The organism is Bradyrhizobium sp. HKCCYLS1011 (genome assembly GCF_051167795.1).
Lineage (GTDB): Bacteria > Pseudomonadota > Alphaproteobacteria > Rhizobiales > Xanthobacteraceae > Bradyrhizobium.
Genome location: NZ_JBNPTT010000008.1, coordinates 267,774 through 289,361, shown reverse-complemented (window position 1 = coordinate 289,361; position 21,588 = coordinate 267,774). Strand labels below are relative to the sequence as shown.

Annotated in this window: 19 protein-coding genes; 9 read left to right on the top strand and 10 right to left on the bottom strand. The window is 63.6% G+C overall.

Annotated elements, in window-relative coordinates; genetic code table 11:
• Window positions 1-9: 9 nt before the first annotated feature.
• Both ACQR1W_RS27145 and ACQR1W_RS27140 read right to left on the bottom strand, forming a co-directional pair.
• The gene (locus ACQR1W_RS27145) at window positions 10-621 is read right to left on the bottom strand and encodes a LemA family protein (RefSeq protein ID WP_434853676.1); all 612 of its coding nucleotides are present in this window, start codon (window positions 619-621) and stop codon (window positions 10-12) included.
• 102 nt (window positions 622-723) lie between these two features.
• Window positions 724-1,056, bottom strand: coding sequence for a cysteine rich repeat-containing protein (locus ACQR1W_RS27140; protein WP_434853675.1), 333 nt, complete (start codon window positions 1,054-1,056; stop codon window positions 724-726).
• A 166-nt stretch (window positions 1,057-1,222) separates the two neighbouring features.
• On the opposite strand from ACQR1W_RS27140, the gene ACQR1W_RS27135 reads away from it, so the two are divergent.
• The 4 genes from ACQR1W_RS27135 to ACQR1W_RS27120 all read left to right on the top strand — a co-directional run bounded on the left by ACQR1W_RS27135 (window position 1,223) and on the right by ACQR1W_RS27120 (window position 4,844).
• Window positions 1,223-1,924: a response regulator gene (locus ACQR1W_RS27135; RefSeq protein WP_008970390.1), complete on the top strand. Its 702-nt coding sequence runs from the start codon at window positions 1,223-1,225 to the stop codon at window positions 1,922-1,924.
• 3 nt (window positions 1,925-1,927) lie between these two features.
• Complete coding sequence (locus ACQR1W_RS27130; protein WP_434853674.1) at window positions 1,928-3,280, top strand: sensor histidine kinase; 1,353 nt, start codon at window positions 1,928-1,930, stop codon at window positions 3,278-3,280.
• Window positions 3,281-4,153: 873 nt separating this feature from the next.
• Window positions 4,154-4,618, top strand: a complete 465-nt coding sequence (locus ACQR1W_RS27125; RefSeq protein ID WP_434853673.1) for a hypothetical protein — start codon at window positions 4,154-4,156, stop codon at window positions 4,616-4,618.
• Between the two features lie 10 nt (window positions 4,619-4,628).
• Window positions 4,629-4,844, top strand: coding sequence for a hypothetical protein (locus ACQR1W_RS27120; protein WP_434853672.1), 216 nt, complete (start codon window positions 4,629-4,631; stop codon window positions 4,842-4,844).
• Between the two features lie 65 nt (window positions 4,845-4,909).
• Here the strand turns inward: ACQR1W_RS27120 and ACQR1W_RS27115 are convergent, their stop codons facing one another.
• Window positions 4,910-5,716, bottom strand: a complete 807-nt coding sequence (locus ACQR1W_RS27115; protein WP_434853671.1) for a hypothetical protein — start codon at window positions 5,714-5,716, stop codon at window positions 4,910-4,912.
• 300 nt (window positions 5,717-6,016) lie between these two features.
• Here ACQR1W_RS27115 and ACQR1W_RS27110 point away from each other — a divergent pair, with 300 nt between their 5' ends.
• Both ACQR1W_RS27110 and ACQR1W_RS27105 read left to right on the top strand, forming a co-directional pair.
• Window positions 6,017-6,604 carry a hypothetical protein gene (locus tag ACQR1W_RS27110; RefSeq protein WP_434853670.1) on the top strand — a complete coding sequence of 196 codons (588 nt, stop codon included), beginning with the start codon at window positions 6,017-6,019 and terminating at the stop codon, window positions 6,602-6,604.
• Window positions 6,605-7,785: 1,181 nt separating this feature from the next.
• Entirely contained in the window at window positions 7,786-8,076 is a 291-nt protein-coding gene (locus ACQR1W_RS27105; RefSeq protein ID WP_434853669.1) for a helix-turn-helix domain-containing protein, read from the top strand.
• Window positions 8,077-8,476: 400 nt separating this feature from the next.
• On the opposite strand, the gene ACQR1W_RS27100 is transcribed toward ACQR1W_RS27105, so the two are convergent.
• Genes ACQR1W_RS27100 through ACQR1W_RS27090 form a run of 3 tightly spaced genes read right to left on the bottom strand, consistent with a single transcriptional unit; the run spans window position 8,477 to window position 11,202 of the window.
• The gene (locus tag ACQR1W_RS27100; RefSeq protein ID WP_434853668.1) at window positions 8,477-9,493 is read right to left on the bottom strand and encodes an ABC transporter substrate-binding protein; all 1,017 of its coding nucleotides are present in this window, start codon (window positions 9,491-9,493) and stop codon (window positions 8,477-8,479) included.
• A 50-nt stretch (window positions 9,494-9,543) separates the two neighbouring features.
• Window positions 9,544-10,410, bottom strand: a complete 867-nt coding sequence (locus ACQR1W_RS27095) for an ABC transporter permease (protein ID WP_434853667.1) — start codon at window positions 10,408-10,410, stop codon at window positions 9,544-9,546.
• A gap of 12 nt (window positions 10,411-10,422) precedes the next feature.
• Entirely contained in the window at window positions 10,423-11,202 is a 780-nt protein-coding gene (locus ACQR1W_RS27090; RefSeq protein WP_434853666.1) for an ABC transporter ATP-binding protein, read from the bottom strand.
• Window positions 11,203-11,315: 113 nt separating this feature from the next.
• On the opposite strand from ACQR1W_RS27090, the gene ACQR1W_RS27085 reads away from it, so the two are divergent.
• Window positions 11,316-11,981 carry a response regulator gene (locus ACQR1W_RS27085; protein ID WP_434853665.1) on the top strand — a complete coding sequence of 222 codons (666 nt, stop codon included), beginning with the start codon at window positions 11,316-11,318 and terminating at the stop codon, window positions 11,979-11,981.
• On the top strand, window positions 11,956-13,395 hold the full coding sequence (locus ACQR1W_RS27080; protein WP_434853664.1) for a sensor histidine kinase: 1,440 nt from the start codon (window positions 11,956-11,958) through the stop codon (window positions 13,393-13,395). Before ACQR1W_RS27085 ends, ACQR1W_RS27080 begins: the two co-directional genes overlap by 26 nt.
• A gap of 7 nt (window positions 13,396-13,402) precedes the next feature.
• Here ACQR1W_RS27080 and ACQR1W_RS27075 read toward each other — a convergent pair whose 3' ends face one another.
• The 4 genes from ACQR1W_RS27075 to ACQR1W_RS27060 all read right to left on the bottom strand — a co-directional run bounded on the left by ACQR1W_RS27075 (window position 13,403) and on the right by ACQR1W_RS27060 (window position 20,024).
• Window positions 13,403-15,739: a xanthine dehydrogenase family protein molybdopterin-binding subunit gene (locus tag ACQR1W_RS27075; protein ID WP_434853663.1), complete on the bottom strand. Its 2,337-nt coding sequence runs from the start codon at window positions 15,737-15,739 to the stop codon at window positions 13,403-13,405.
• 253 nt (window positions 15,740-15,992) lie between these two features.
• Window positions 15,993-16,868: a dihydrodipicolinate synthase family protein gene (locus ACQR1W_RS27070; protein WP_434853662.1), complete on the bottom strand. Its 876-nt coding sequence runs from the start codon at window positions 16,866-16,868 to the stop codon at window positions 15,993-15,995.
• A gap of 70 nt (window positions 16,869-16,938) precedes the next feature.
• Complete coding sequence (locus ACQR1W_RS27065; protein WP_434853661.1) at window positions 16,939-19,689, bottom strand: M1 family metallopeptidase; 2,751 nt, start codon at window positions 19,687-19,689, stop codon at window positions 16,939-16,941.
• Entirely contained in the window at window positions 19,686-20,024 is a 339-nt protein-coding gene (locus ACQR1W_RS27060) for an HAD family acid phosphatase (RefSeq protein ID WP_434853660.1), read from the bottom strand. Before ACQR1W_RS27060 ends, ACQR1W_RS27065 begins: the two co-directional genes overlap by 4 nt.
• 495 nt (window positions 20,025-20,519) lie before the next feature.
• Between ACQR1W_RS27060 and ACQR1W_RS27055 the strand changes: the two genes are divergently transcribed.
• A complete protein-coding gene (locus ACQR1W_RS27055; RefSeq protein WP_434853659.1) occupies window positions 20,520-21,494 on the top strand; it encodes a DnaJ domain-containing protein in 975 nt (324 codons plus the stop codon).
• The last annotated feature ends 94 nt before the right edge of the window (window positions 21,495-21,588 follow it).

The following is a 21,588-nucleotide window of genomic DNA, read 5'->3' as shown; positions in this document are numbered from 1 at the left end:
CGCTCCGAACTATTTCGCAGGTGCCGGTGCGGGCACGTTGAAATCGACCTTCGGCGCCACCGAGATCTCACGCTCGTTATCGACCGTGAAGTTCGGCTTCTCCTTGTAGCCGAACATCATCGCGGTGAGATTGTTCGGGAAGGTGCGGATCGCGACGTTATATTCCTGCACCGACTTGATGTAGCGGTTGCGCGCCACCGTGATCCGGTTCTCGGTGCCCTCGAGCTGAGACATCAGGTCGCGGAACAGCGCATCCGACTTCAGCTGCGGATAGTTCTCGGTGACGACCAGGAGCCTCGACAGCGCGCTGGTCAGCTCGCCCTGCGCCTGCTGGAACTTCTGGAACGCGGCCGGATCGTTGATCACCTCCGGCGTCGCCTGGATGCTGCCGACCTTGGCCCGCGCATTGGTGACCCCAAGCAGGACATCCTTCTCCTGCTGGGCGAAACCCTTGACCGAGTTGACCAGATTGGGCACGAGGTCGGCACGCCGCTGATACTGGTTGACCACCTCGGACCAGGCGGCCTTGACCTGCTCGTCATTGCCCTGGATCGCGTTATAGCCGCAATTGGTCAGGCTCAACGTCATCAGCGTCGCTAGCACGGTCCAAAATCTGCGCATCGCGCTCTCCCCTTGTCCCGGATATCCCGGCTCTCACAGCACAGGTTGAGCGGAGACGCAATGAGGGGCCGCAACAGGACACCATGACCTCAGGCCGGGCGGCTATTTTCCGGAGTCGCGGTCCGAGGACGTCTTGGCCATGGGATTCGGACGCATCGCCCGCGCAAGCGCCATCAAGGCCTCGCTTCCCCGTTCCATCGCCACCGCGCACACCGGATTGAGCCGATCGGTGTGAGCGGCCAGGCAGGCCACGATCCGGCCCTCGCCGGGTGTCACATCCGGGCAGAGCCGGACGCGGTCCGACATGCAGGCCGCGACGCCGGCGCGGAACGTCGCGAGGCGCTTCGCGTCATCGACACCCGGCTCGGCGGCAAACGCCGGCAATGCGATCGCTGCCAGCACCACGGCACCCAGATACGTCCTGATCGATGACATGTCCTCATCTCCCTCGGTTCGGCTTGGCCCCTGTGTGGGCATCCACAGCAGCCTCACGGAGCGAGTTTGCGGTGGCATTGCAAAGGGAGCGGCCGAACGTAACGATTTGTATCGAGGCGCCGCGGCGGCTTGCCCGGCGGGCGCCTCTGTTCCTATGGTGCCGCCCATGAACAACCGGCCGCACATCCTGATCATCGAGGACGACATCGAGATCCGCAGCCTGCTGCGCGATTACCTGTCGCGCGAGAATTTTCGGGTCGAGGTGGGCGACGGCGGCGCGGCGCTGGATCGCTTTCGCGCCACCTTCGGCGAGCCCGATCTGGTCGTGCTCGACATCATGCTGCCGGGCGAGGACGGGTTGTCGATCTGCCGGCGCCTGCGCGCGTCGTCGCGGGTGCCGATCCTGATGCTGACCGCCAAGGGCGACGACGTCGACCGCATCATCGGCCTCGAAATGGGCGCCGACGACTATCTGCCCAAGCCGTTCAATCCGCGCGAGCTCGCCGCCCGCATCCGCGCCATCCTGCGCCGCGCCGAACCGCCGCCGATCGAGAGCCGGCGCTTTGTCGTCAACGGCACGCTGAGCGCCGACCTCGACAAGCGCGAGGTGACCGACGGCGACGGCAATCAGGTGGCGCTGACGTCCGCGGAGTTCGAGCTGCTCAGCTGCTTCCTGACCCGGCCGAACCGCGTGCTGTCGCGCGAGCAGCTGATGGACTGGACGCGCGGCCGGCAGGCTGATCCACTCGATCGTACCATCGACGTGCAGGTGAGCAGGCTGCGCAAGAAGATCGAACGCGACGGCGAGCTGATCAAGACGGTGCGCAGCGCCGGCTACATCTTCACGGGCACCGTGAAGGAATCTTGAGAGATGCTCGGCCGGCTCGGCTTCGCAGGACGCCTGATGGCGATCGTGCTGTTCGCGCTGCTCGCCTTGTGGGCGGCGGGCCTCGCCTGGCTGTTCGTCAGCGAATCCCGCGAGGACCTCATCGTCCGAATGTTCCCGTTGCCCGAGCAGGTGACGGGCATCGTCGAGCTGATCGAAAAGACCGAGCCGTCCGAGCGCGCCGCCGTGCTGAAGGCGGTCAGCTCCGACCGTCTGCATGTCACCATCACGCATGAGCTGCCACAGCCGGCGGTCGGCATGCGGCGGCTGCCGATCGTCGAACGTTTCCTGTCGCTCTATCTCAGCGCATTGCAGCCGCGCGAGGTGATCGCGCTCGGCTATCGCAACACGATGCCGCGCTGGAGCGAATGGCACCTTGGCGACTACTGGCGCGCGACGCAGCGTTCGATCCGCTTCGCGGTCTCCTTGCGCAGCGGCGACTACGTTGCGTTCGAGGCGGTCGGGCCGGTGGCGCGGCGGCTGTTCGGCTGGCCGCCGGGATTCGGCATCGGGCTACTCGGCGCATTCATCGGCATCGCCGCTGTCATCGCGATCGCACGCGAAGCCCGGCCCTTGCGCGCGTTGAGCAGGTCGCTCGAGCAGTTCACCGGCAACGGCTCCACGTTGCAAGTGAAGCCGGCCGGCGCGCCGGAGATCAGGAAACTGATCACCGCGGTGAACGAGATGCAGGAACGCATTTCAGAGCTGGTGCGCGGTCGCACGCTGCTGCTCGGCGCGGTCTCGCATGACCTCAAGACTTACATCACCCGGCTGCGGCTGCGGATCGAGCGCCTGCCCGACGAGGAGCAGCGTGACAAGGCCGCCGCCGATCTCGACGAGATGACGCGGCTGCTCGACGATGGGCTTGCGGTGGCCCGCGGCGGCTTTGCGACGGCGCAGCACCGGCCGGTCGATCTGCGCGCCCTGCTCGCCAGCATCGTCGAAGACCAGCAGCACACCGGCGCCGCCATTCGCGCCGAGCTCGGCGATGATCCCCTGGCGATCAAGGCCGAACCGGTTGCCGTGCGGCGGCTGTTCGTCAATCTGGTCGAGAACGCATTACGGTTTGCACCGCATTGCACGGTGCGGCTGCTGCGCGATCAGGGCGCGGTGGTCGCCATCGATGATGACGGTCCGGGCATTCCGCCGGAGGCGCGCGAGGCGGTGTTCCAGCCGTTCTTCCGGCTGGAGACCTCGCGCAGCCGCACCACCGGCGGCAGCGGGCTCGGGCTTGCCATCGTCAAACAGATCGCCGATGCCCTCGGCGCGCGGCTTGCGCTCTCAAACTCGCCCGATGGCGGATTGCGGGTGACGGTGGCGTTTCCGGAGAACGCGTAGTCGTTGCGAGCCACCCGGCCTGCGCGCTGCGCCGATGACAGGCTCCGCGAAGCAATGCAGAGCAAGAAAGAAACCTCGATTGCTTCGCACGAGAGCGGGACCTATGCGAAGTTCACCGACAAGGAAACGACTCCTTCCCGGTGATCAACCCGACAAGGCAGACATCGTGCTATCTCAAGAGCACTCGCCCGTGCCGACGAAATCCAGCAACAGCCTATTGGGTTGCGGCCCACTTGGACGAGAAGGACCACTTAAATACGTTCGCGGGGCTCACTACGCACGTCCAAGCACCGCGAGCGACGCTACGGTCCGCGCAGCGCGCGTCGCGTGTATGAGGTGGGGCTCAGCCCCGTAGATTGAAAATGCAATTTGTTTGCAAGGTGTTAGCCGCTTCATAGTCCTCGTCGAGCCATCCGACATAGGCTTTCAGAATAAACCGCTCGGGAGGCAACGATGACCACACCCGCATGGTTTGTCGTCCCTGCGACTATCTGTTGTGTCTTTCTCCTGGCCATCCTCGTTGTAATGACCATTGGGGCTTGGTAGCAGTCGCCAGCTTAGAAAATAGCTGTTGCGAGGCGGTAAGCCACGTCGTTTGGCTGCAGCTGATCCCAGATATAGAGACTTGGACCGCCAACCAGATTGATAAGCGCAGCGAGTGCTGCAGCGACGGTGATCCCGGCAGCTAACCGGCTCGACGTTCCTGGTATCATATTAAGCATCGCTAGACCCCTTGCAGATTCCCTTGCGCGCTAAACGCGTTCGAGCCCAAAAAGTTCTGGCTTCCTGGGCTCTGGATGCACGAGGGCGGCACCTATGTGAAGTTCACTGAAGCGGGCGCGGAGCCGTTCGCCGAGCAATAGGAGCGAGCCGATGAGATTGCCGTTCATGATCTGTTGCAAGGCAGCTTTGGCCTTCCTATGCGTATTCTGCTCACTCGCGAAAGCCCAAGTTGTCGGGAATGATCGGATCGTGCGAAACCCGTCTTTCGGGTGCAAGGACTTAGTTGATTACCGGAAGCTGTCCGAACTCTTCCAACAAAGTGATGAGGCCGCGCGTGGGTTTATGGCAGCAAAAAGAGACGACTGCATAGAATTTGATCCGGGCGCACTCGTGACTATCGATCCTTACTATACCCGTCCGCGAAGGGCCGAGGAGTGCGTTCGTCAAAAGGGAGAGTATTTCGTTTGTTTCTGGACTAAGCGTGATGCACTTGGTGTCCCTAACAAATTGGAATTGCTGGAAAGCCCAGAGCAGCGGAAAGCCGAATGGTTTGCAAGGCAGCTTAAGCGCGGGACCGAGCACCCGCTCCAGTCGGGATCACAAAAAGAACCCTAGGGTCCCATCGATGATTGATCGCGAAGCCATCAGCACCGAACTCGCCGAGATCGAGCACATGCTGCAGGATACACGACTCAGCTTGGATACCCGCTTCGCTCTGATGGGCGCGAGCCAAGCCTTGCGACACGTCCTCGATCCCGAAACCTGGCAGTCTGCCTCGCAAAACGTTCTATCGTCTGGACGCCGGGCCGACGAGGCAGCAGCCCGCGCAACTAGGTTATGACAGCTTGGGGCGTCTCGGCGGTGTTCTAGCCTTTGCGCAAGGTGATGAGCCGCCGGGTTGGCGGCTTATCGCCAGCGTTTGAACAAAATATAAGGTACGGGAGCCCGCCCAGGAATGTGGGCCTCCAACCATTTCGAATTCGCATCAACTGAACGTGCTAGGCGGGCTGAACCAAGTTGTACGTCCGCAAGGTGGTTGTCGTCAGGCAAAATCACTTGCACGATAAGACAAGCTGCCATGATATCGTTCGGCGCAGGTACCGCGACATTTGGAAGGCGCAGGTGACCCTCCAATACGGAAATCTTCGGGTAGGTTACCGTCACGGGACCGAGAGTAGACCGCACGATTTCAAATTTTTCCAGTCGGAGTGGGACCATCTTTCCGGGCTCGACCACGAGTGGAGAAAATTCATAGTCGATGACGACCTGCCTGCTATTCTTCGGCGCGCATACTTCATCGGGGTCCGGCACAAAAAGAGTCAAGTTCAGCTCTGACTGAAGCCAAACTGTTAAACTAATTGCGGCAATTGCCACTGGCCTATTTCCAGCGTTGATGAAGATGAGCGTTTGCTGGACGGGACTCAAATCAGCACTTGGGCCATACAGAACATCATTGAATACTGGTCTCGGGTTTCCGTTCATGAGAACCCTGAGATCATCCACTTGTCGAATTTGAGTCAGGTATATCGATATTCCAGACAAAAGAAGCGCGAGCCAGGCGGTGGGCGACCCGCCCCATTTCTCCCATTTAAATGACTTGCCAGGCGGCCATCCGGCACGCAGCCGCTCGCGCAATTGCTCACGGGTAATCATGCTCACAAAGCTACTTTTTAAAATGCGGTCTCCGGGGGAGCGCAGCAGCGGTAGCAGCAATACGGCGCGGCACCCTCAGGCTAATACTTTGATCTAAACACCATCGCGCCGAAAAGCCAAGAGACAACCAGAGTCACGACAACCCAAAGTCGAGGACATTGAAAATGCTCGCGTGGCGAACGCGGCAAATTTGGAGGATAACCGCAAGCCCTGGTTGAGTTTCGCTCACGGCATGCCTCACATAGCAGGCCTCACGTTCGAGGTCCGTGCTGATGCCCATCGCCGAGATCACAGCCGCCATAACGGGCTTTCACGAGCCGGATTGCGACCACATGCCATCGTGGCAAGGCTAAGGACGCGATGGATTGGCTCCAGTTCATCGCTGCGGTGATCGGCCACCTTGCCTGGCCGGTCGTCTTCCTGATCGTGATATTTGTGATCCGGTCGCACCTCGGCTCGCTGGCCGAGCGTATCTTGGAGCTGAGCTTCGGAGGGGCAACCCTCAAGTTCGATAAGCTGTTGTCTAAGGGCGCCGAGCTGATCGAAGAGGCTCCAAAACCGAAGGCAGACGTCTCGTCGGCCGATGCCTTGCGTGAGCTGCCTAAGCTCGACCGCCCGGACGGCGACCGGGAGATAAGTCGACTTGACATTATGCTCATGACGTCCGACGCGCGCCGCGAAGTGAATGAGCTTCTCGGTCGCTTGTCGGAGGAGATGGGTATCGACAAAATCCGGAACCCACGCATTCTGTTGCGCATGTTGGGCAAGCGAGGAGCAATCTCGCAGGAGGTCATTGAGCTTTATTTTACTTTGGAGTCGGCGCAAGAGGCGGCCTTTCGCGAGGGGATTGACCGCAAAGAGGACGCTGTCGAATTGCTGAGGCAATCCGTTTTCCTAAAACTCGCGCTGCAGCAAGCCTTAACGGATTTGCGCGTGAAACGGAGCTGAGCGCAGCGCTGCACCGAAAGGAACGTGGGGCCGCGCCGCATGTATCCATTGTTCCGCCGCCGCTCCAAGGGAGTCGCAAGCGGTCTCACACGTTAATGAAGGACTGAAAAATGCCAGTGGTGTTTGTTGAGGCCAGACCAAAGGGCCTCAAGGAAGGCGACCCGATCACTGACTTCGTGCTTGAAGATCATGCCGACCATTGACCGGCCCACGCCATGACCTGTCTGCGCTGCTACGACTGCCGTTGGGTCTGCGAGGTCCATCGGGAGCTGCCCTGGGAAGGCCCGCATGCCTGCGGCTGCGGCGCGGCTGGCGAGCGTTGCCCGGTGTGCAACAAGTCCCAGGAAGGTCAGCCGCCCGAGCCGCCCGAGGGTTCAAAGTCGATTTCGACGATAAGGGATGGCGGCATTAACCCGCGCGCGCCGTATCTGCCGGTGCCAGGGCGTATCTGGGGGCCTATTACCGGGGCCTGGTGAAAATTACCCCATTTTTCTTGGGGATTTTGGCCTTGATTTAAGGACCACACGACTTCACCGTCCGCAAAACACCGTTCGTCCGCACCCAACGAGCGCTGCCGATGTTCGCGGCCACCGCCTCCCCGCCTCGCGTGTCGTGACGATCGCGCGCAACGCCCCTCTCATCGAAGCGGGATGACCGCATCTTGCATGATTTCTGAAAAAACGAAAGCGAAAAATGTCGCTCACTCCGCAGCTCCCGCTCTTCAAGCTTGATTCGGCTCACGAATCGAGTTTTTGCGCGCATACGGATTGTCGCATGCGGCGGCCCAGCCGCGCGTTCGTGCCAGGCAAAATCGGTCAGGTGATTTGCTGGGCGCCGTGCCCGTGGGGACTAGGGCAAATACTCATAGACTTCGTCAATGTGCGGTTGGCCCCGACACCGACCGCCTTAGTGCAACTGCAACAAGTGGCGCGATCCGCAGAAGCGGAACCATCAGTGATCCTCTGTGACTTACTCCGCCGAGTGGGCGGAACTGTCATGGATGGGCTTTTCTTCTTTTACCCGCGAGAGCACCCCTGGCCCAATTGCGACGCCGCTCCCGCAATTGGTTGGGTGTCGGTTCTTCCCAGCCGCCATTCCTTGCGGGTTCACAACCATCTTGATCCCTGCATCGTTTAGATGGAAATTCGGAGGGCCCAGAAAAGCCGACGGGGAGAGTGCGGATGAACCTTCTCTCGATCGCCAAGGCGCTCGGTCAGCGCATTCGGTACTTCAGGAAGCTTCGGAAAATGTCTCAGGCGTTGCTCGGCGCCCTGATGCACGTCAGCCAGCAGGTCATCGCCAGCTACGAAAGCGGTCGCGCGATGCTACCGGCGATCCGCGTGCCATCCCTGTGCGAAGCGCTCGACATTACGACCATCGAGCTGTTCGCTGGCTTACCGCGCTTCAAGCCTGTTCGCGTGGCCCGTCGAGCGCGCCTTACTGCGACCCCGACCCGAGCGGGGCCGACCTAGTGGGACTTCGCGCAAATCTTTGCGAGGCAGGGAACGCGTTGCGATCCTCGTCGTTGGCGGCCTCATCATTCTCCCGCTGCTGCAGTTCGTCGGCGTCACCAGCCGCATGCCTCGCGTCACCAGATAGAAGTGGAACCAGCGATAGACGAATATTTCCCCTTTTTGGGAGGCCGGCTTCGATTGGCTTCGTCGCTCACGCCCAATGTGACGCGAATAGAGCCATTCGGCCGCGCAGGTCCTCCGTTCGCCACAAACCTCTCGCCTGCCCAAATTCAGGCCTGGCAGACCGTAGCGTGGCCTTCACGCCCTTTGCTCCATCTTCGCCGGAATCCCGGCCAGGACGGCCGGGCAGGCGTGGCGAGCAGGGCACGGTGGCCTTCCCGGGCGCAACGTGAGCCGGTCAGCTGCCGTTGCGTTCGCGCAGCTGCGGCACGAAGAGGTCCTGCCAGTTTGCAGGCTTGACCTTGATCGAGCCGGCACCGTGCATGAAATCGGCGATCTTCAGGACGCCTTCCGGCGTCGCAGAGAACCAGGTGTCCTTGTCCTCCAGCATCTCCGCCACCTCTTCCTTCGTAGTCTTGACCTTGGCGGTGCGGGCATAGATCTCGGCCGCGGCGGCCTTGTCACGGGCGATGAAGGCGTCGGCCTCGTCCAGCGCATCGAGGAAAGCCTGCACGACCTTCGGATTGGCGTCGACGAAACGCTTGGGCGCGAAGGTCACGTCCATGGTCAGGCGCCCCAGGATGTCGACCGAGTTGGCGACGCGGTGGACCTTGGAATCCTTGAGCTCCAGATAGGAAAACGGCGGCGAGGTCAGGTGCGTCGTGATCTCCGTCTTGCCGGAGGTGAGCGCCGCCAGCGCTTCCGGGTGCGGCAGACCCACCGTCATCGGATCAAGCTTGGCGTAGTTCTCGCGACCGAACTCATGAGCGACCATCATCTGCAGCATGACCGCCGACAGCGAGGTCTTGATGCCGGGCAGCGCGATCTTGTCGCTCGGCTTGAAGTCCTTCAGCGATTTGATCTCGGGATTATTGCTGTTCATCCACAACGAGGTCGAGCTCAGGCCGCTGACGCCGACCACCTCGACGCTCGGAATGCCCTTGGCCTTGGCCCAAAGCGTGATGAAGCCCGGCGCGCCGGTGCCGGCGATATCCAGCGAGCCTGCCATCATGGCATCGTTGATGACATTGCCGCCGTCGAGCATCAGCCAGTTGACCTTCAGCGGACCGATCCCGGCCTTCTCGGCCTGCTTCTCCAAAAGCTTCTGGTCCTCCATCACGATCAGCGGCAGATACAGGATGCCGTATCCTTTGGAGATCCGGACTTCCTTGACCTCGGCCTGCGCTGTGCTGCCCGCCCCGAGCAGCGCGGCAAGCCCGAGAGCGGCCGCGCCAAGTGATGCTTTCCAGGACATATTTCCCTCCCTCACGTGATTTGCTTCTTTAGCTGGTTGTTAGGAGCAGGCTAGTGCTGCATGCCCCAGCGCCGGACCGTGTTGCGCTCGATGGTGGCGAAGACGACGTTCTCGACGACGAGGCCGATGATGATCACCGTAAACAGGCCGGCGAACACATTCGCCGTCTCGAGCTGGTTGCGGTTTTCGAAAATGAACCAGCCGAGGCCGCCCGAGCCCGACGACACGCCGAACACCAGCTCAGCCGCGATCAGCGTGCGCCAGGCGAAGGCCCAGCCGACCTTGAGCCCGGTCAGAATGGCGGGAAACGCCGCCGGAATCAGGACGAAGCGCACCAGCTTCAGGCCGCGCAAGCCGTAGTTCAGGCCCACCATGCGCAGCGTGTTGGAGACCGAGCGGAAGCCCGAATGGGTGTTGAGCGCAATCGCCCACAGCACGGAGTGCACGAGCACGAAGATCACGCTGCCCTTGCCGAGCCCGAACCATATCAGCGCCAACGGCAGCAGCGCGATCGCAGGCAACGGGTTGAACATCGAGGTCAGCGCCTCCAACAGATCCGCGCCGAGCCGCGAGCCGATCGCCACCGTGGTCAGCACCGCGGCGAGCACGATGCCGACGCTATAGCCGATCAACAGCGTCTCCAGCGACACCAGCGTGCGCGCGGGGATCACGCCATTGCTGATGTTCTCGAAGAAGGCGGCGAGCGTGTCGGTGAAGGTCGGAAACAGCAGGGGATTGCCGAGCCACAGGCCATAGGCCTGCCATAGGCCCGCCAGCGCCAGCAGAATGAAGGCCTTGCGCACCGCACCGATGCGATAGATGCGCTCGAACCAGGACAGGCTTGCCTCGACCCTGACATCGCCGAGCGGCGTATCGGGGTTGACGATTTCGGGACGCAGCGCCAGCGTTTCGCTCATGGACGTCTCCTCTTAATGATGGCCGAACAGCATGTCGTTGATGCGCCCTTCGAGCGCGACCTGCTGCGGCGACCCCATTGCGCTCGACGGGATGCTGTTCAGCTCGGCGCGGACGCGCCCCGGATGCGGCGATAACAACAGGATGCGCGAGCCGATCTTGATCGCCTCCTCGATCGAATGGGTCACGAACAGCACCGTGAAACGGGTGTCCTCCCACAATTGCAGCAGCTCATCCTGCATCTTGCGGCGGGTCAGTGCATCCAACGCCGCGAACGGCTCGTCCATCAGGAGAACATCGGGCTCCATCGCCATGCCGCGTGCGATGGCAACGCGCTGCTTCATGCCGCCGGACAGGGTGTGCGGATAGCTGTCGATGAACTTCGACAGGCCGACCTTGTCGATATAGGCCCCCGCCCGCTCGCGCGCCTCTGCTGGGCCGACCCGCCCGCTCGCGGTCAGCGCGAAGATGACGTTCTCGCGCACCGTCTTCCAGGGCAGCAGTTGGTCGAATTCCTGGAACACCATCATCCGGTCCGGCCCCGGCTCGGTAACGTCGCGACCTTTCAGCCGAATCCGGCCTTCGGTCGGACGCAAGTAACCGCCGATCGCCTTCAACAGCGTGGATTTGCCGCAGCCGGATGGCCCGAGCAGAACAAAGCGGTCGGAATTGTAGACGTTGAAATCGACGCGATAGGTCGCCGTGACAAGCGTATCGGGCGTCTTGTATTGAAGCGTCACGCCCTCGACAGAGAGCAACGGCTCAAACTGAGCCGGCGACTGGAGCATTGTCATCGATCCCTCCCCATGTTGCAGTGCGAAATTTGCCTGGTGCACTTCGGCAACCTTGCCGGAGATGATAGAGGGACGAACTGACGCGAACCTGACTCAGGAGCCGAGGCACGCCGTTGCGGATTTTGTTGGTCGAGGACACACCAGAGATCGGCAGCGCCGTCGTCAACCGCTTCGAGCGGATCGGCTATGCCGTCGATTGGGAAAAAGACGGCCGCACCGCCAGCGAGCTGGTGGAGGTGCAATCCTACGACCTGATCGTGCTCGACGTGATGCTGCCGAACATGGACGGCTTTGCCGTGCTGAAGCATCTGCGAGGCCGGGGCTTGCGGACGCCGGTGCTCGTGCTCACGGCGCGCTCCGCGGTCGACGACCGCATCAGCGCGCTCGATCTCGGCGCCGACGATTACCTGGTCAAGCCGTTCGATTATCGCGAGCTGGAAGCGCGCGCCCGCGCATTGCTACGCCGCGCCTCCGGGCTGTCGGACAACACCTTGACCATCGGACCGCTTACGATCGACCGCGCCGGCCGGACGGCGAGCGTCGCCGGCCAGCCGCTCGACCTGACCCGCCGCGAGCTCACGGTGCTGGAAATCCTGGCCGCGCGTCAGGGCCGCTATGTGGCCAAGGAAGAACTGGTCGAGCAGCTCTTCAGCTTCGACCAGGACCCGAGCCCCAATGCGGTCGAGCAGTTCGTGGCGCGGCTGCGCCGCAAGCTTGCCGGGACGCAAGTTGAAATCCGAACCGAGCGCGGCCTTGGCTACCAGCTCTCAGCGTCTTGAGCCACGTCCTCGTGAGCTACGTAGCTCGCTGCGGACGCGGCTGCTGGTCGCGATCGGCGCGATCCTTGCGATCGGAGCCATTGTTCTCAGCTTCGCCGCCTGGCAATACGCCGCCACGGCGGCGCGCGACGCCTATGACAAGCTCCTGGTCGGCGGCGCGGTGCAGATCGCCGAGAATGTCTATCTGCAGGGCGGCGTGGTGACGCTGGACCCGCCTGCGGCGGCATTTTCCACGCTCTCCGCCTACGATCTCGTGTTCTACCGGGTCACCGATCCGCGCGGCGTCGTGGTGGCGGGCTATGATGATCTCGCAGCGAATGTGCCGACGGCCGCGTTGCGGACAGGCGTCACACTGAGTGATGGCGTTTACCGCGGCCAGAAGGTGCGCGTCGCGGCCGTAGCCCGCCAGATCGACGGGGCGCCAGGAGATGGCTGGGCCGAGATCGTTCTGGCCCAGACGTTGGCCGCGCGGGACGCGCTGACCTGGGATCTGGCGTCGAAGGCGATCGGCATCATTGCCGCGATGAGCGTGCTCGCGCTCGCAGCCACCGCGCTCTGCCTGCGTATCGTCTTCTCACCGCTGACGCGCATCGAGGCCGAAATCGCGCGGCGCAAGCCCGACGACCTCAGTCCGATCGCGCTGACGCCACCGTCCGAAGTGCGGGCGCTGGTCGGAGCCATCGACGGCTTCATGCAAAGGCTGGATGAGCGTATCACAATCATGCAGCGCTTCATTGCCGATGCCACCCATCAGTTGCGGACGCCGCTCGCCGCCATCGACGCTGAAGCCGAGCTGCTCAGCGCCGGCGGCGACGAGGTGCCGGCGCTCAAGCGCCTGCGCGAGCGGATCAGCGATCTCGGACGGCTGACCAGCCAGCTGCTCGACCACGCGATGGTGCTGCACCGGGCCCAGGCGTCGCGGCTTGCGCCGACCGACATCAATGCGCTCGCCAAGTCCGTTCTGTCGCAAGCGGTGCCGCTGAGCCTGGACCGCGAAGTCTCGATCGGCTTCGTGCCATCAGAGGATGAGGCCATCGTCCCGGCTGATGCGATCAGCGTGCGCGAAGCGCTCGCCAATCTGGTCCACAACGCGCTGGCTCACGGCGCACGGACCCGGCTGATGGTGAAGGTGGAGAAAACGGCGACGCATGTTGCCGTCGTCGTCTGGGACGACGGGCCCGGCATCGCAGCGGACGCGCGCGAGCGCCTGCTGCCTCCCTTCCAGAAAGGTCAGAACTCGCGCGGCTCGGGGCTGGGCCTTGCCATCGCCAACGAGGTGGCGCAGGCCCATGGCGGCAGCTTGCGCTTCAGCGGAGTGGATGGAGATTTCAGCGTGCAGCTGGAGCTGCCAGCAGGCCGTCGGGAGGGAGAGAGCATCCAGCTCTCGTCCCTCCCGCCGCGAACCGACCGGTGAATGTGGGTCAGGCCGTCGCCTGCGCCTTCGCCGCCTTGGCGTCGCGGATCGCCTGCCACACCTTCTCCGGCGTCAGCGGCGTCTGCAGATTGGTGATCCCAAGCTCGAACAGCGCGTCCATCACGCCGTTGGTCACGCAGGGCGGCCCGCCGATCGCGCCGGACTCGCCGCAGCCCTTGGCGCCCAGCGGATTGGTCTTGCACGGCGCGGAATCGTCGAGTGTGACCGTGATCGCCGGCACGTCATCGGCGCGCGGGATGCAGTAGTCCTGATAGGTCGCCGTCAGGAGTTGGCCGTCGGCGTCGTAGGCGACGCCCTCGTAGAGCGCCTGGCCGATGCCCTGGGCGACGCCGCCGTGGATCTGCCCGGACACCAGCATCGGGTTGACGGCGACACCGACGTCATCGACCGTAGTGTAGCGCACCACGCTGACGACGCCGGTCTCCGGATCGATCTCGACCTCGCAGACATGGCTGCCGTTCGGCCAGCTCGGACCATCCACCTCGCCCTCGCTGTCGACAGAGAGCTTCGCGCCCTGCTCCTTCTGCGCGATATCGAACAGGCTGATGCGGCGGTCGGTGCCGACCACGGTCAGGAACCCGTCGCGATATTCGATATCCTCGACCGCGGTCTCGAGCAGGTTGGAGGCCTTCTCGCGCGCCTTGGTGATGAGGTCGTTGGAGGAGACCGCGACCGCGGTGCCGCCGACGAACAGCGAGCGCGAACCGACGCTGCCGAAGCCGGTGGCAAGATCGGTATCACCCTGCACGACATCGATCTTGTCCAGGGCGATGCCGAGCGTGTCCGAGATCATCTGGGTGTAGGTGGTCTGCAGCCCCTGCCCCATCGCCATGGTGCCGGAGTGCAGGATGACGCGGCCTTCGGCGGTCGCATGCAGCGAGACCTTTTCAGTGTGGGCGCGGCCGCCGGTCCATTCGATGTAGCTGGTCAGGCCGCGGCCATAGAGCATGCCGCGCTTCTTGGCCTCGCGCTTGCGCGCATTGAAGCCGTCCCAGTCGGCCAGCTTCGACGCGCGCTCCAGCATGTGCGCGAAGGCGCCGGAGTCATACACCTGCCCGACCGCGTTGGTGTAGGGCAGCTGCGCCGGCTTGATGTAGTTGGTCTTGCGGATCGTGCGGGGATCGATCCCGATCTGCCGCGCGGCCGCATCGAACAGCCGCTCGACGATGAACACGGCCTCAGGCCGGCCCGCGCCGCGATAGGCGCCGACCGGCGCCGTGTGCGTCATGACCGTCTTGACCTCGAAATGCACCAGCGGCAGGTCATAGACGCCGGTCTGCACGAACGGCCCAAGCACCAGCGGAATGATGTTGCCCGTACCCGAGGAGTAGGCGCCGGTGGCGCCGATCGAGCGCACGCGATAGGCCAGCACCTTGCCCTTGGCGTCGAGCGCGAACTCGGCGGTCGATGTGAGATCGCGGCCATGGGTGCCGCCGAGGAATTCATCGGTGCGCTCGGCGCGCCAGCGGATCTTGCGATTCAGCTTGGTGGCGGCATAGGCGACGATGCCGTCTTCCGGATAGAGATTGGTCTTCTGGCCGAAACCGCCGCCGATATCGCCGACCAGCACACGCACGTTCTCCTTCGGCCGCTTCAGGATGTCGGCCAGCACATCGCGGGTCGAAGCCGGGGTCTGCGACTGCACATGCAGGATCAGACGGCCGCTCTTCTTCTCGATCTCGGCAATGGTCGAGCGCGGCTCCATCGCAGATGGAATCAGGCGCTGGCTGACGACGTCGAGCGAGACCCTGTGCGCAGCACCGGCAAAGACCTCCTCGACCTTGGCGGCATCGCCGTAGCTCATCGCGGCCACGATGTTGTCGGGCGCCTCGGCCCACACCGCCGGCGCGCCCGGCTTGATCGCCTCGACGGGATCGACCACGGCCGGCAGAACCTTGTAGTCGACGCTGATGGCTTCGGCCGCACTTTGCGCAATGGCGCGCGAGGTGGCGACAACCGCCGCCACCGGCTCGCCGGTGAAGCGCACGAAGTCATGGGCGAGCAGCCGCCGCGGCGGCACCGTCATCGGCTTGCCGTCGGGCCGCTTGAAGATCGCCAAGGTCGGGATGATGCCGATATTGTCGGCAATCAGATCCTCGCCGGTATAGATCGCCTCGACGCCGGGCATCTCGCGCGCGGCAGCCACATCGATCGCGGCGATCTTCGCATGTGCGTGAGGCGAGCGCAGCACGTAGAGCCAGAGTGCGCCCTCTTCCGGCTTGTCATCGATGAACTGCCCCTTCCCGGTCAGCAGCCTCTGATCCTCCAACCGCTTGACGGGCTGCCCCGCACCGAACCGCATATTGCCGGGAAGAATGTTCATTCGTGATCCTCAGACGCTTCTAATAATATCGCGGAGCGCTTTTTAGCCGATCTGCCGACCGAAACAACAGGTGCCGTCATTCCGGGACATCGCGAAGCAATGGGCCCGGAATCCATAGCCACAGCAGGTCGTTTGTGAGCTCGACATCGCCTCGCCCGCCAATGTCGTCACGGAGTATGGATTCCGGGCTCAGCCCTTCGGGCTGCCCCGGAATGACGGATCGAGAGATCGAGGCGGCAGGTGAGAACAAACGTCAGCACAGACTGTGCAGCACTTCTTCCACCACCTTGCGCTGCTCGGCGGTGAGCGCGGCCTGCGGCGGCACGGGGTCGCCGACATCGTAGCCCTGGATGGAAAGCCCCGCCTTGATGCAGGCGGCGAGATTGAATTTGGCGAACGCCTCGTTGACGCGCCACAGCTTCCGCTGCAACTGGAGCGCATCCTCCCAGCAGGCGGCCTGGCAGAGATTGTAGAGCTCGACGCTCTGCCGCGGGATGATGCAGGCCGGCCCGGCCATCCAGCCGTGACCGCCGATCAGCATCACAGCCGCCGGAATATGCGAGGACGCCGCGAACACCTTGATCGCGTCGCCGCAGCGATTGATGATCGACAGCAGCCGGCCGGTGTTGGTGGACGCGTCCTTGATGTAGCCGATGCGCGGATGGTCGGCGAGCCGGGCGATTACGTCGAGCGACAGATCGGAGCGCTGGAATTGCGGGTTGGTGTAGATGACGACGGGAATGTCGACCGCATCTGCGATCGCGCGGAAATAGGCCTCGACACCGGCATCGCTCAGCGGGAAATAGGCCTCCAGCACCGCGAGAATGCCGTCGGCGCCGCGCGCCTGATAGGCTTTGGCTTGCGCCACCGCATCCGCAATCGCGGTCGAGGCGACGCCGGCCACGACCGGCACGCGCCCCTTGGCCGCCTCGATGGTGGCCTCCACGACCGTCATCCGCTGGGCGCGGTCGAGATAGGCGAACTCGCCGGTCGAGCCGAGTGGGGTCAACCCATGCACGCCGGCATGGATCAGATCGTCGCAGAGCCGCCCCAGCACCTCGGAGCGGATGTTGCCGTCGGCATCGATCGGCGAGACCAGATAGGGAAAGACACCATGGAAATCGGACATGCAGGCTGCTCTCGACGTGACGTCGACAACAGCTAGCTCATCCCGCGCGCCGGCGAAAGCGCGATGCGCTTTATCGCACGCCGTGCTCGCTGATCCAGGCGACACAGGTGGGCAGCGCCCGCGCCTTGAAATCGGCCGAGATCGCGATCGTCTCCAGCGCGCGCGAGGTGGAAATGCGGCCGCCGGCGGTTGCCTGCGACGGCTTGAAATGCGCGAGCTGCAGCGCATGCTCCTCATCGGTAAAATTGGTCATGAGGTTCGGCACCATCTGGTCGCGAAAGCCGGGGCCAAGCCGGGCGGAGAGCGCGTCGAACTTGTCCTGAACGAACCGCCAGACGAGCCCCGGCTGTTCGGCCGAGGAGGCGACCGTACTGAAGACGGGGCCGACAACGGTCACCGGCATCTCGTCGGTCAGCGTCAGCGCGAGCGTGCGCGCGGCGAGCGCCGGGTCGCGCGCATTTGCGGCCGCCAGATAATAACGCACGCGCTCGCTGGTCACGGTGCTCGCACGGGCCAGCCTGAGCAACGTTTCATAGCTGTCCTGGTCGGCGGTGAGCCCCACGAGATGCACGACCGGATCGCGCAGCGCTGGCACAAGTGACTGCGGATCGCCGGCAAAACGGGCAAATCTCGCCCGGGCCTCGGTGAGGATATCGGCATCGCCGAGATCGCCGAGCACACGGATCAGCCGCGCACGCAGCGGCGTCTCATCATCATCGCCATGGCCGGTGCCGTCCCAGCCGAGCCGGTCGAACACCGGGCGCAGCCGCGTCCGCGCATAGGATCGCAAAGCTTCGCGCGCAGGCTCGCCACGCGCCAGGTGATCCAGCGTCGCGAAGCTGGAGATGACCTGGTCCCAGATCGCGCGGCGGTCATCGGGGGCGAGGCGCTCGACCAGCCCGAGATAGGCGGCTGCGTCGGCGCGGCCGGCGGCGACCATCGCCCAGGCATCGTTGAGCATGTTCAGCCGGTCTTCCGGCGTCATCTGGTTGAGCGCGGAGGTCAGCGCCGCGCCGGCGTGCGGACCATAATCCACCCGGTAATAGCCGATGTCGCCGCGATTGACCTTGACCGGGGTGGCGCAGCTGCCGGCGGCAATGCTGGCGACGCCGTCGAGCAGCCACTCCGATGGTGCCGCGGATGCAGCGGCCGGTCCGAACATGACCGGCAGCTTCCACGCGACCGGCGGCAGGCTTTTCGCGTCAGAGAGCCCTGCGAAGCCGCGCGCCGGAATGATCGCAAACCGGTCGAGCCGCAGCGAAAGCTGCTGCACGCCGTCATGGCAGTCGGTCTCGGCGCGCACCAGCGGCACGCCGGCCTGCTCGGTGAAGGGCGCGGCGACTGCCGCGACCGGCTTGCCGGTCGCCTGCTCCAGCGCCTGCCACAGATCGGCGGTGGTCGTGTTGGAGCTGGCGTGCGCGGCCATATAGGCGCGGATTCCGGCCCGAAACGGCTCCTCGCCGAGATAGGCCTCGATCATGCGGATCAGCGCCTGGCCTTTGCTGTAGGTGATGCCGTCGAAGGCGACCATCGCCTCGCTTTCATCGCCGACCTGCTGCTGGATCGGATGCGAGGTGCGGCGGGCGTCGAGCCCCATCGCGAACTGCTTCTGGCCATAGCCGTTCAGCCAGGTATTCCATTGCGGATGGAGCTGGACCGCCGCCTTCTCTTGCATCCAGCTGGCGAAGCCCTCGTTCAGCCAGAGATTGTCCCACCAGCCCATGGTGACGAGATCGCCGAACCATTGATGCGCCATCTCATGGGCGACGATGCTGAAAATGTCCCGCCGCATCACGTCGGAATCGATGGCGGGATCGAACAGCAGCCGGCTTTCGAAGAAGGTGATGCCGCCCCAATTCTCCATGGCGCCGCCGTAGCCGCCGGGAATCGCGATCAGGTCGAGCTTGGGCAGCGGATAGGCCGTGCCGAAATAGTCGTTGTAATAGCCGAGCAGCCTGACGGCTTCGTCCAGCGCAAATCGCCCCTTCGCGCTCTTGCCGGCCGTCGTCACGACGTCGACCGTGACGCCGTTCGCATCGGCGGTGAGCCGCTCCAGCTCGCCCGCGCTCAGCACGAACAGATAGGTCGACATCTTCGGCGTCGGCGCGAAGCTGACCCGCTTCAGGTCCGGCGCGACCGGTTCCTCGCTCGCGACCGGCATATTGGAGACCGCCAGGAAGGAGTTCGGCACGGTCACCGTCAGGGCGAAGCTCGCCTTGAACGCCGGCTCGTCCCAACAGGGAAAAATCCGCCGCGCATCGGCCGGTTCGAGCTGGCTCGAGATCATCCGCCGCGTGCCCTGCCCGCTCGGATAATCGACGAAGAACAGCCCGCGGTCGAATGAATTGATCTGCGACTGAAAGCGCAGATGCAGCCGGTGACGGCCCGCGGGGAGAACTTGCGCAAATTCCAGAGCCACCGTTTCGGCCGCAGTATCGGGCGTGACCACCGCGCGCTCGGGGCCGTCATCCAGGGTCACCTCTGCGATAACGATGTTGACCGCATTGAGCACGATCCGTGCCGTCGGCTCGCGGAGCTCCAGCTCGACCGTCTCCTGACCTGCAGTCGTCAGCCGGGCGAGATCAGGCGTGAGCTCGATCTGATAGCTGATCGGCACTACGGTCTTCGGCAGCTTGCCCGGCATTGCATCGAAGGCAAACAGCGGCTCCGCCGCAAGCCGCAACGGCAGCAGCGTCGTCAGGATCAGTGTCGCCACATGCAGCACGGCGACCGACGCAGATCGTGGCCGGCGGCTGCAGACTGATGGGGGATGATGGTCGTCCGCGCTCGCCGTGATCATCTTGAGAGAATACCGTTTCATGGGATGAAGTAGAACGGATTGGGCAGCTTGAAAGTCATTTCGGCGTGACCACCCGCAAGATTGCTCTTCTGACCGCCGATACTGGCAATGATACTGAAGCCGCGGCTCTCGATATCGACGCGCTTGCTGGTCTCGTAGTGGGCGACGCCGGGCGGTGAATACGCGTCACGCAGATCAATGTTCTCGGGCTCGGCAAAATTGGCCGTGGGCGGCGGCGCCGCTGTGCTGCAGCCGAGCTGCGGATCGACGTCACGAACCGGGACCGCGGTTTCTGCGCGGGCCGCAACCGCCGCGACCGCGCAAACCGCCAGGGCAAGGATCAGTCGCGCGACCAAGGTCGTCTCTCCCAACCGCCGAAACCAGTCGCTCTACGATCCCAAGTTGAAATTTTTACGACAACTCAACCGGCCTGTTCCGACCACGGCGCATCAGCATGAAAATCGTGCCCGCGGGCGTGACCTCGCTGCAACAGATGTTCACGAAAGAGAGCATTAACCCTAATCGTTAGAACCTGCTTCAAACTTTCCATTCACCATGTGGGTAGGCGATGCCTCTCGCGCCGAGAGGCCTTTCCTGATGATGCCTGCCGTCGTGCTTATCGTCGATGAGCCCGATCGCAATAAATCAGCGTGAACGCGAAACGGAACCATTGCGGTCTGGAACACGGACGAAGACGACGAAATGGCCCCCGATCCGCGTAATTCAGTCATTTTTCCGCCGTACTGGATGACCATCTTGGCGTGCGTGAACGAGTTAGTACGAGTGCTCCAGCGTAAATTCGCGGCGGGAATTTCGATCGGAGACGAGGGAGCCCTGCAGCGAGAGCGACGATGACGACGCTTTACGATTTGCTCGGTGCTCTTCCGAACGATGACGCTGAAGAGATCCGGGTTGCGTTCCGCAAGGCGGTGAAGGGCGTACACCCCGACGTCAACCCCGGCGACCCCGAGGCGGCGGCGAAGTTTCGGCAGATCATCCGCGCCCACGACATCCTGAGCGATAGCGAGCAGCGCGCCGCTTACGATCATCTGCTGACGCTCGCCCGCGAAGAGCAGGAGCAGGAATCCAAGCTCGCCGTTGTCGCCAAGGTGCACAAGGTGGCGTCGGGCGTGATGGCGCTGACGGTAGCGTCCGCCGCTGCGGTCGGTGGCTACCTGCTGTTCATGCACATGTCCGCGGCCTCGGTCGCACCGCTCAAGCCGATCGTCGTCACCACCGACCGGATCAAGGGCGGGCCTGGGCTGGGCAAGCCGGTCGAGACCGCAGCCCTCGCACCAGAAGCGGCTTCGTCCACAGATTCGAGTTCGGCCGTTTCCGTCCCGACGATGGCGAGCGCTCCGCCCGAGCAGCTGCCCTTGCCGGTCGAGAAGGTCGATGACGTCTATGCCAGCGATGAGGAGCGTGCGTCCTGTGCGCAGCCGCAGGCGGGTTCGTCGTGCAGCAATGCCGAGGTCACGGGCGCGGTGCCGGCGCAAGCACCGGGGAACGACGCGAAATTCTATCATGAGCGCGCCATGGCGTCGTACCACAAAGGCGACCTGATGGCCGCGATGGGCGACCTGAACCAAGCCATTCAGATCGATCCGCGGCTGAAGCAGGCCTATATCGACCGCGGCATCGTGTTCTATCGGCTGCACAAATTCGATCGCGCCTTCGCCGACGCTGCCGCCGCGAAACGGATCGAGAAGGCCGACCGCGCCGTCATGGATGCGATGGCCAAGAAGCAGCCCTTGCGACCGCTCAAGCTCGACCCGCCCCACGTCACGCGGGTGTCACAACGGCACACGACCGGCGTGGCCGACTAGCAGAGCGAAGCGCGAACCTTAAGCCCGCAAGCCCCGTATTGACGAAGGTTTAAGGTCGTAGCAAACCTTTCCGGGGCGATACCTCCAGCGCCAT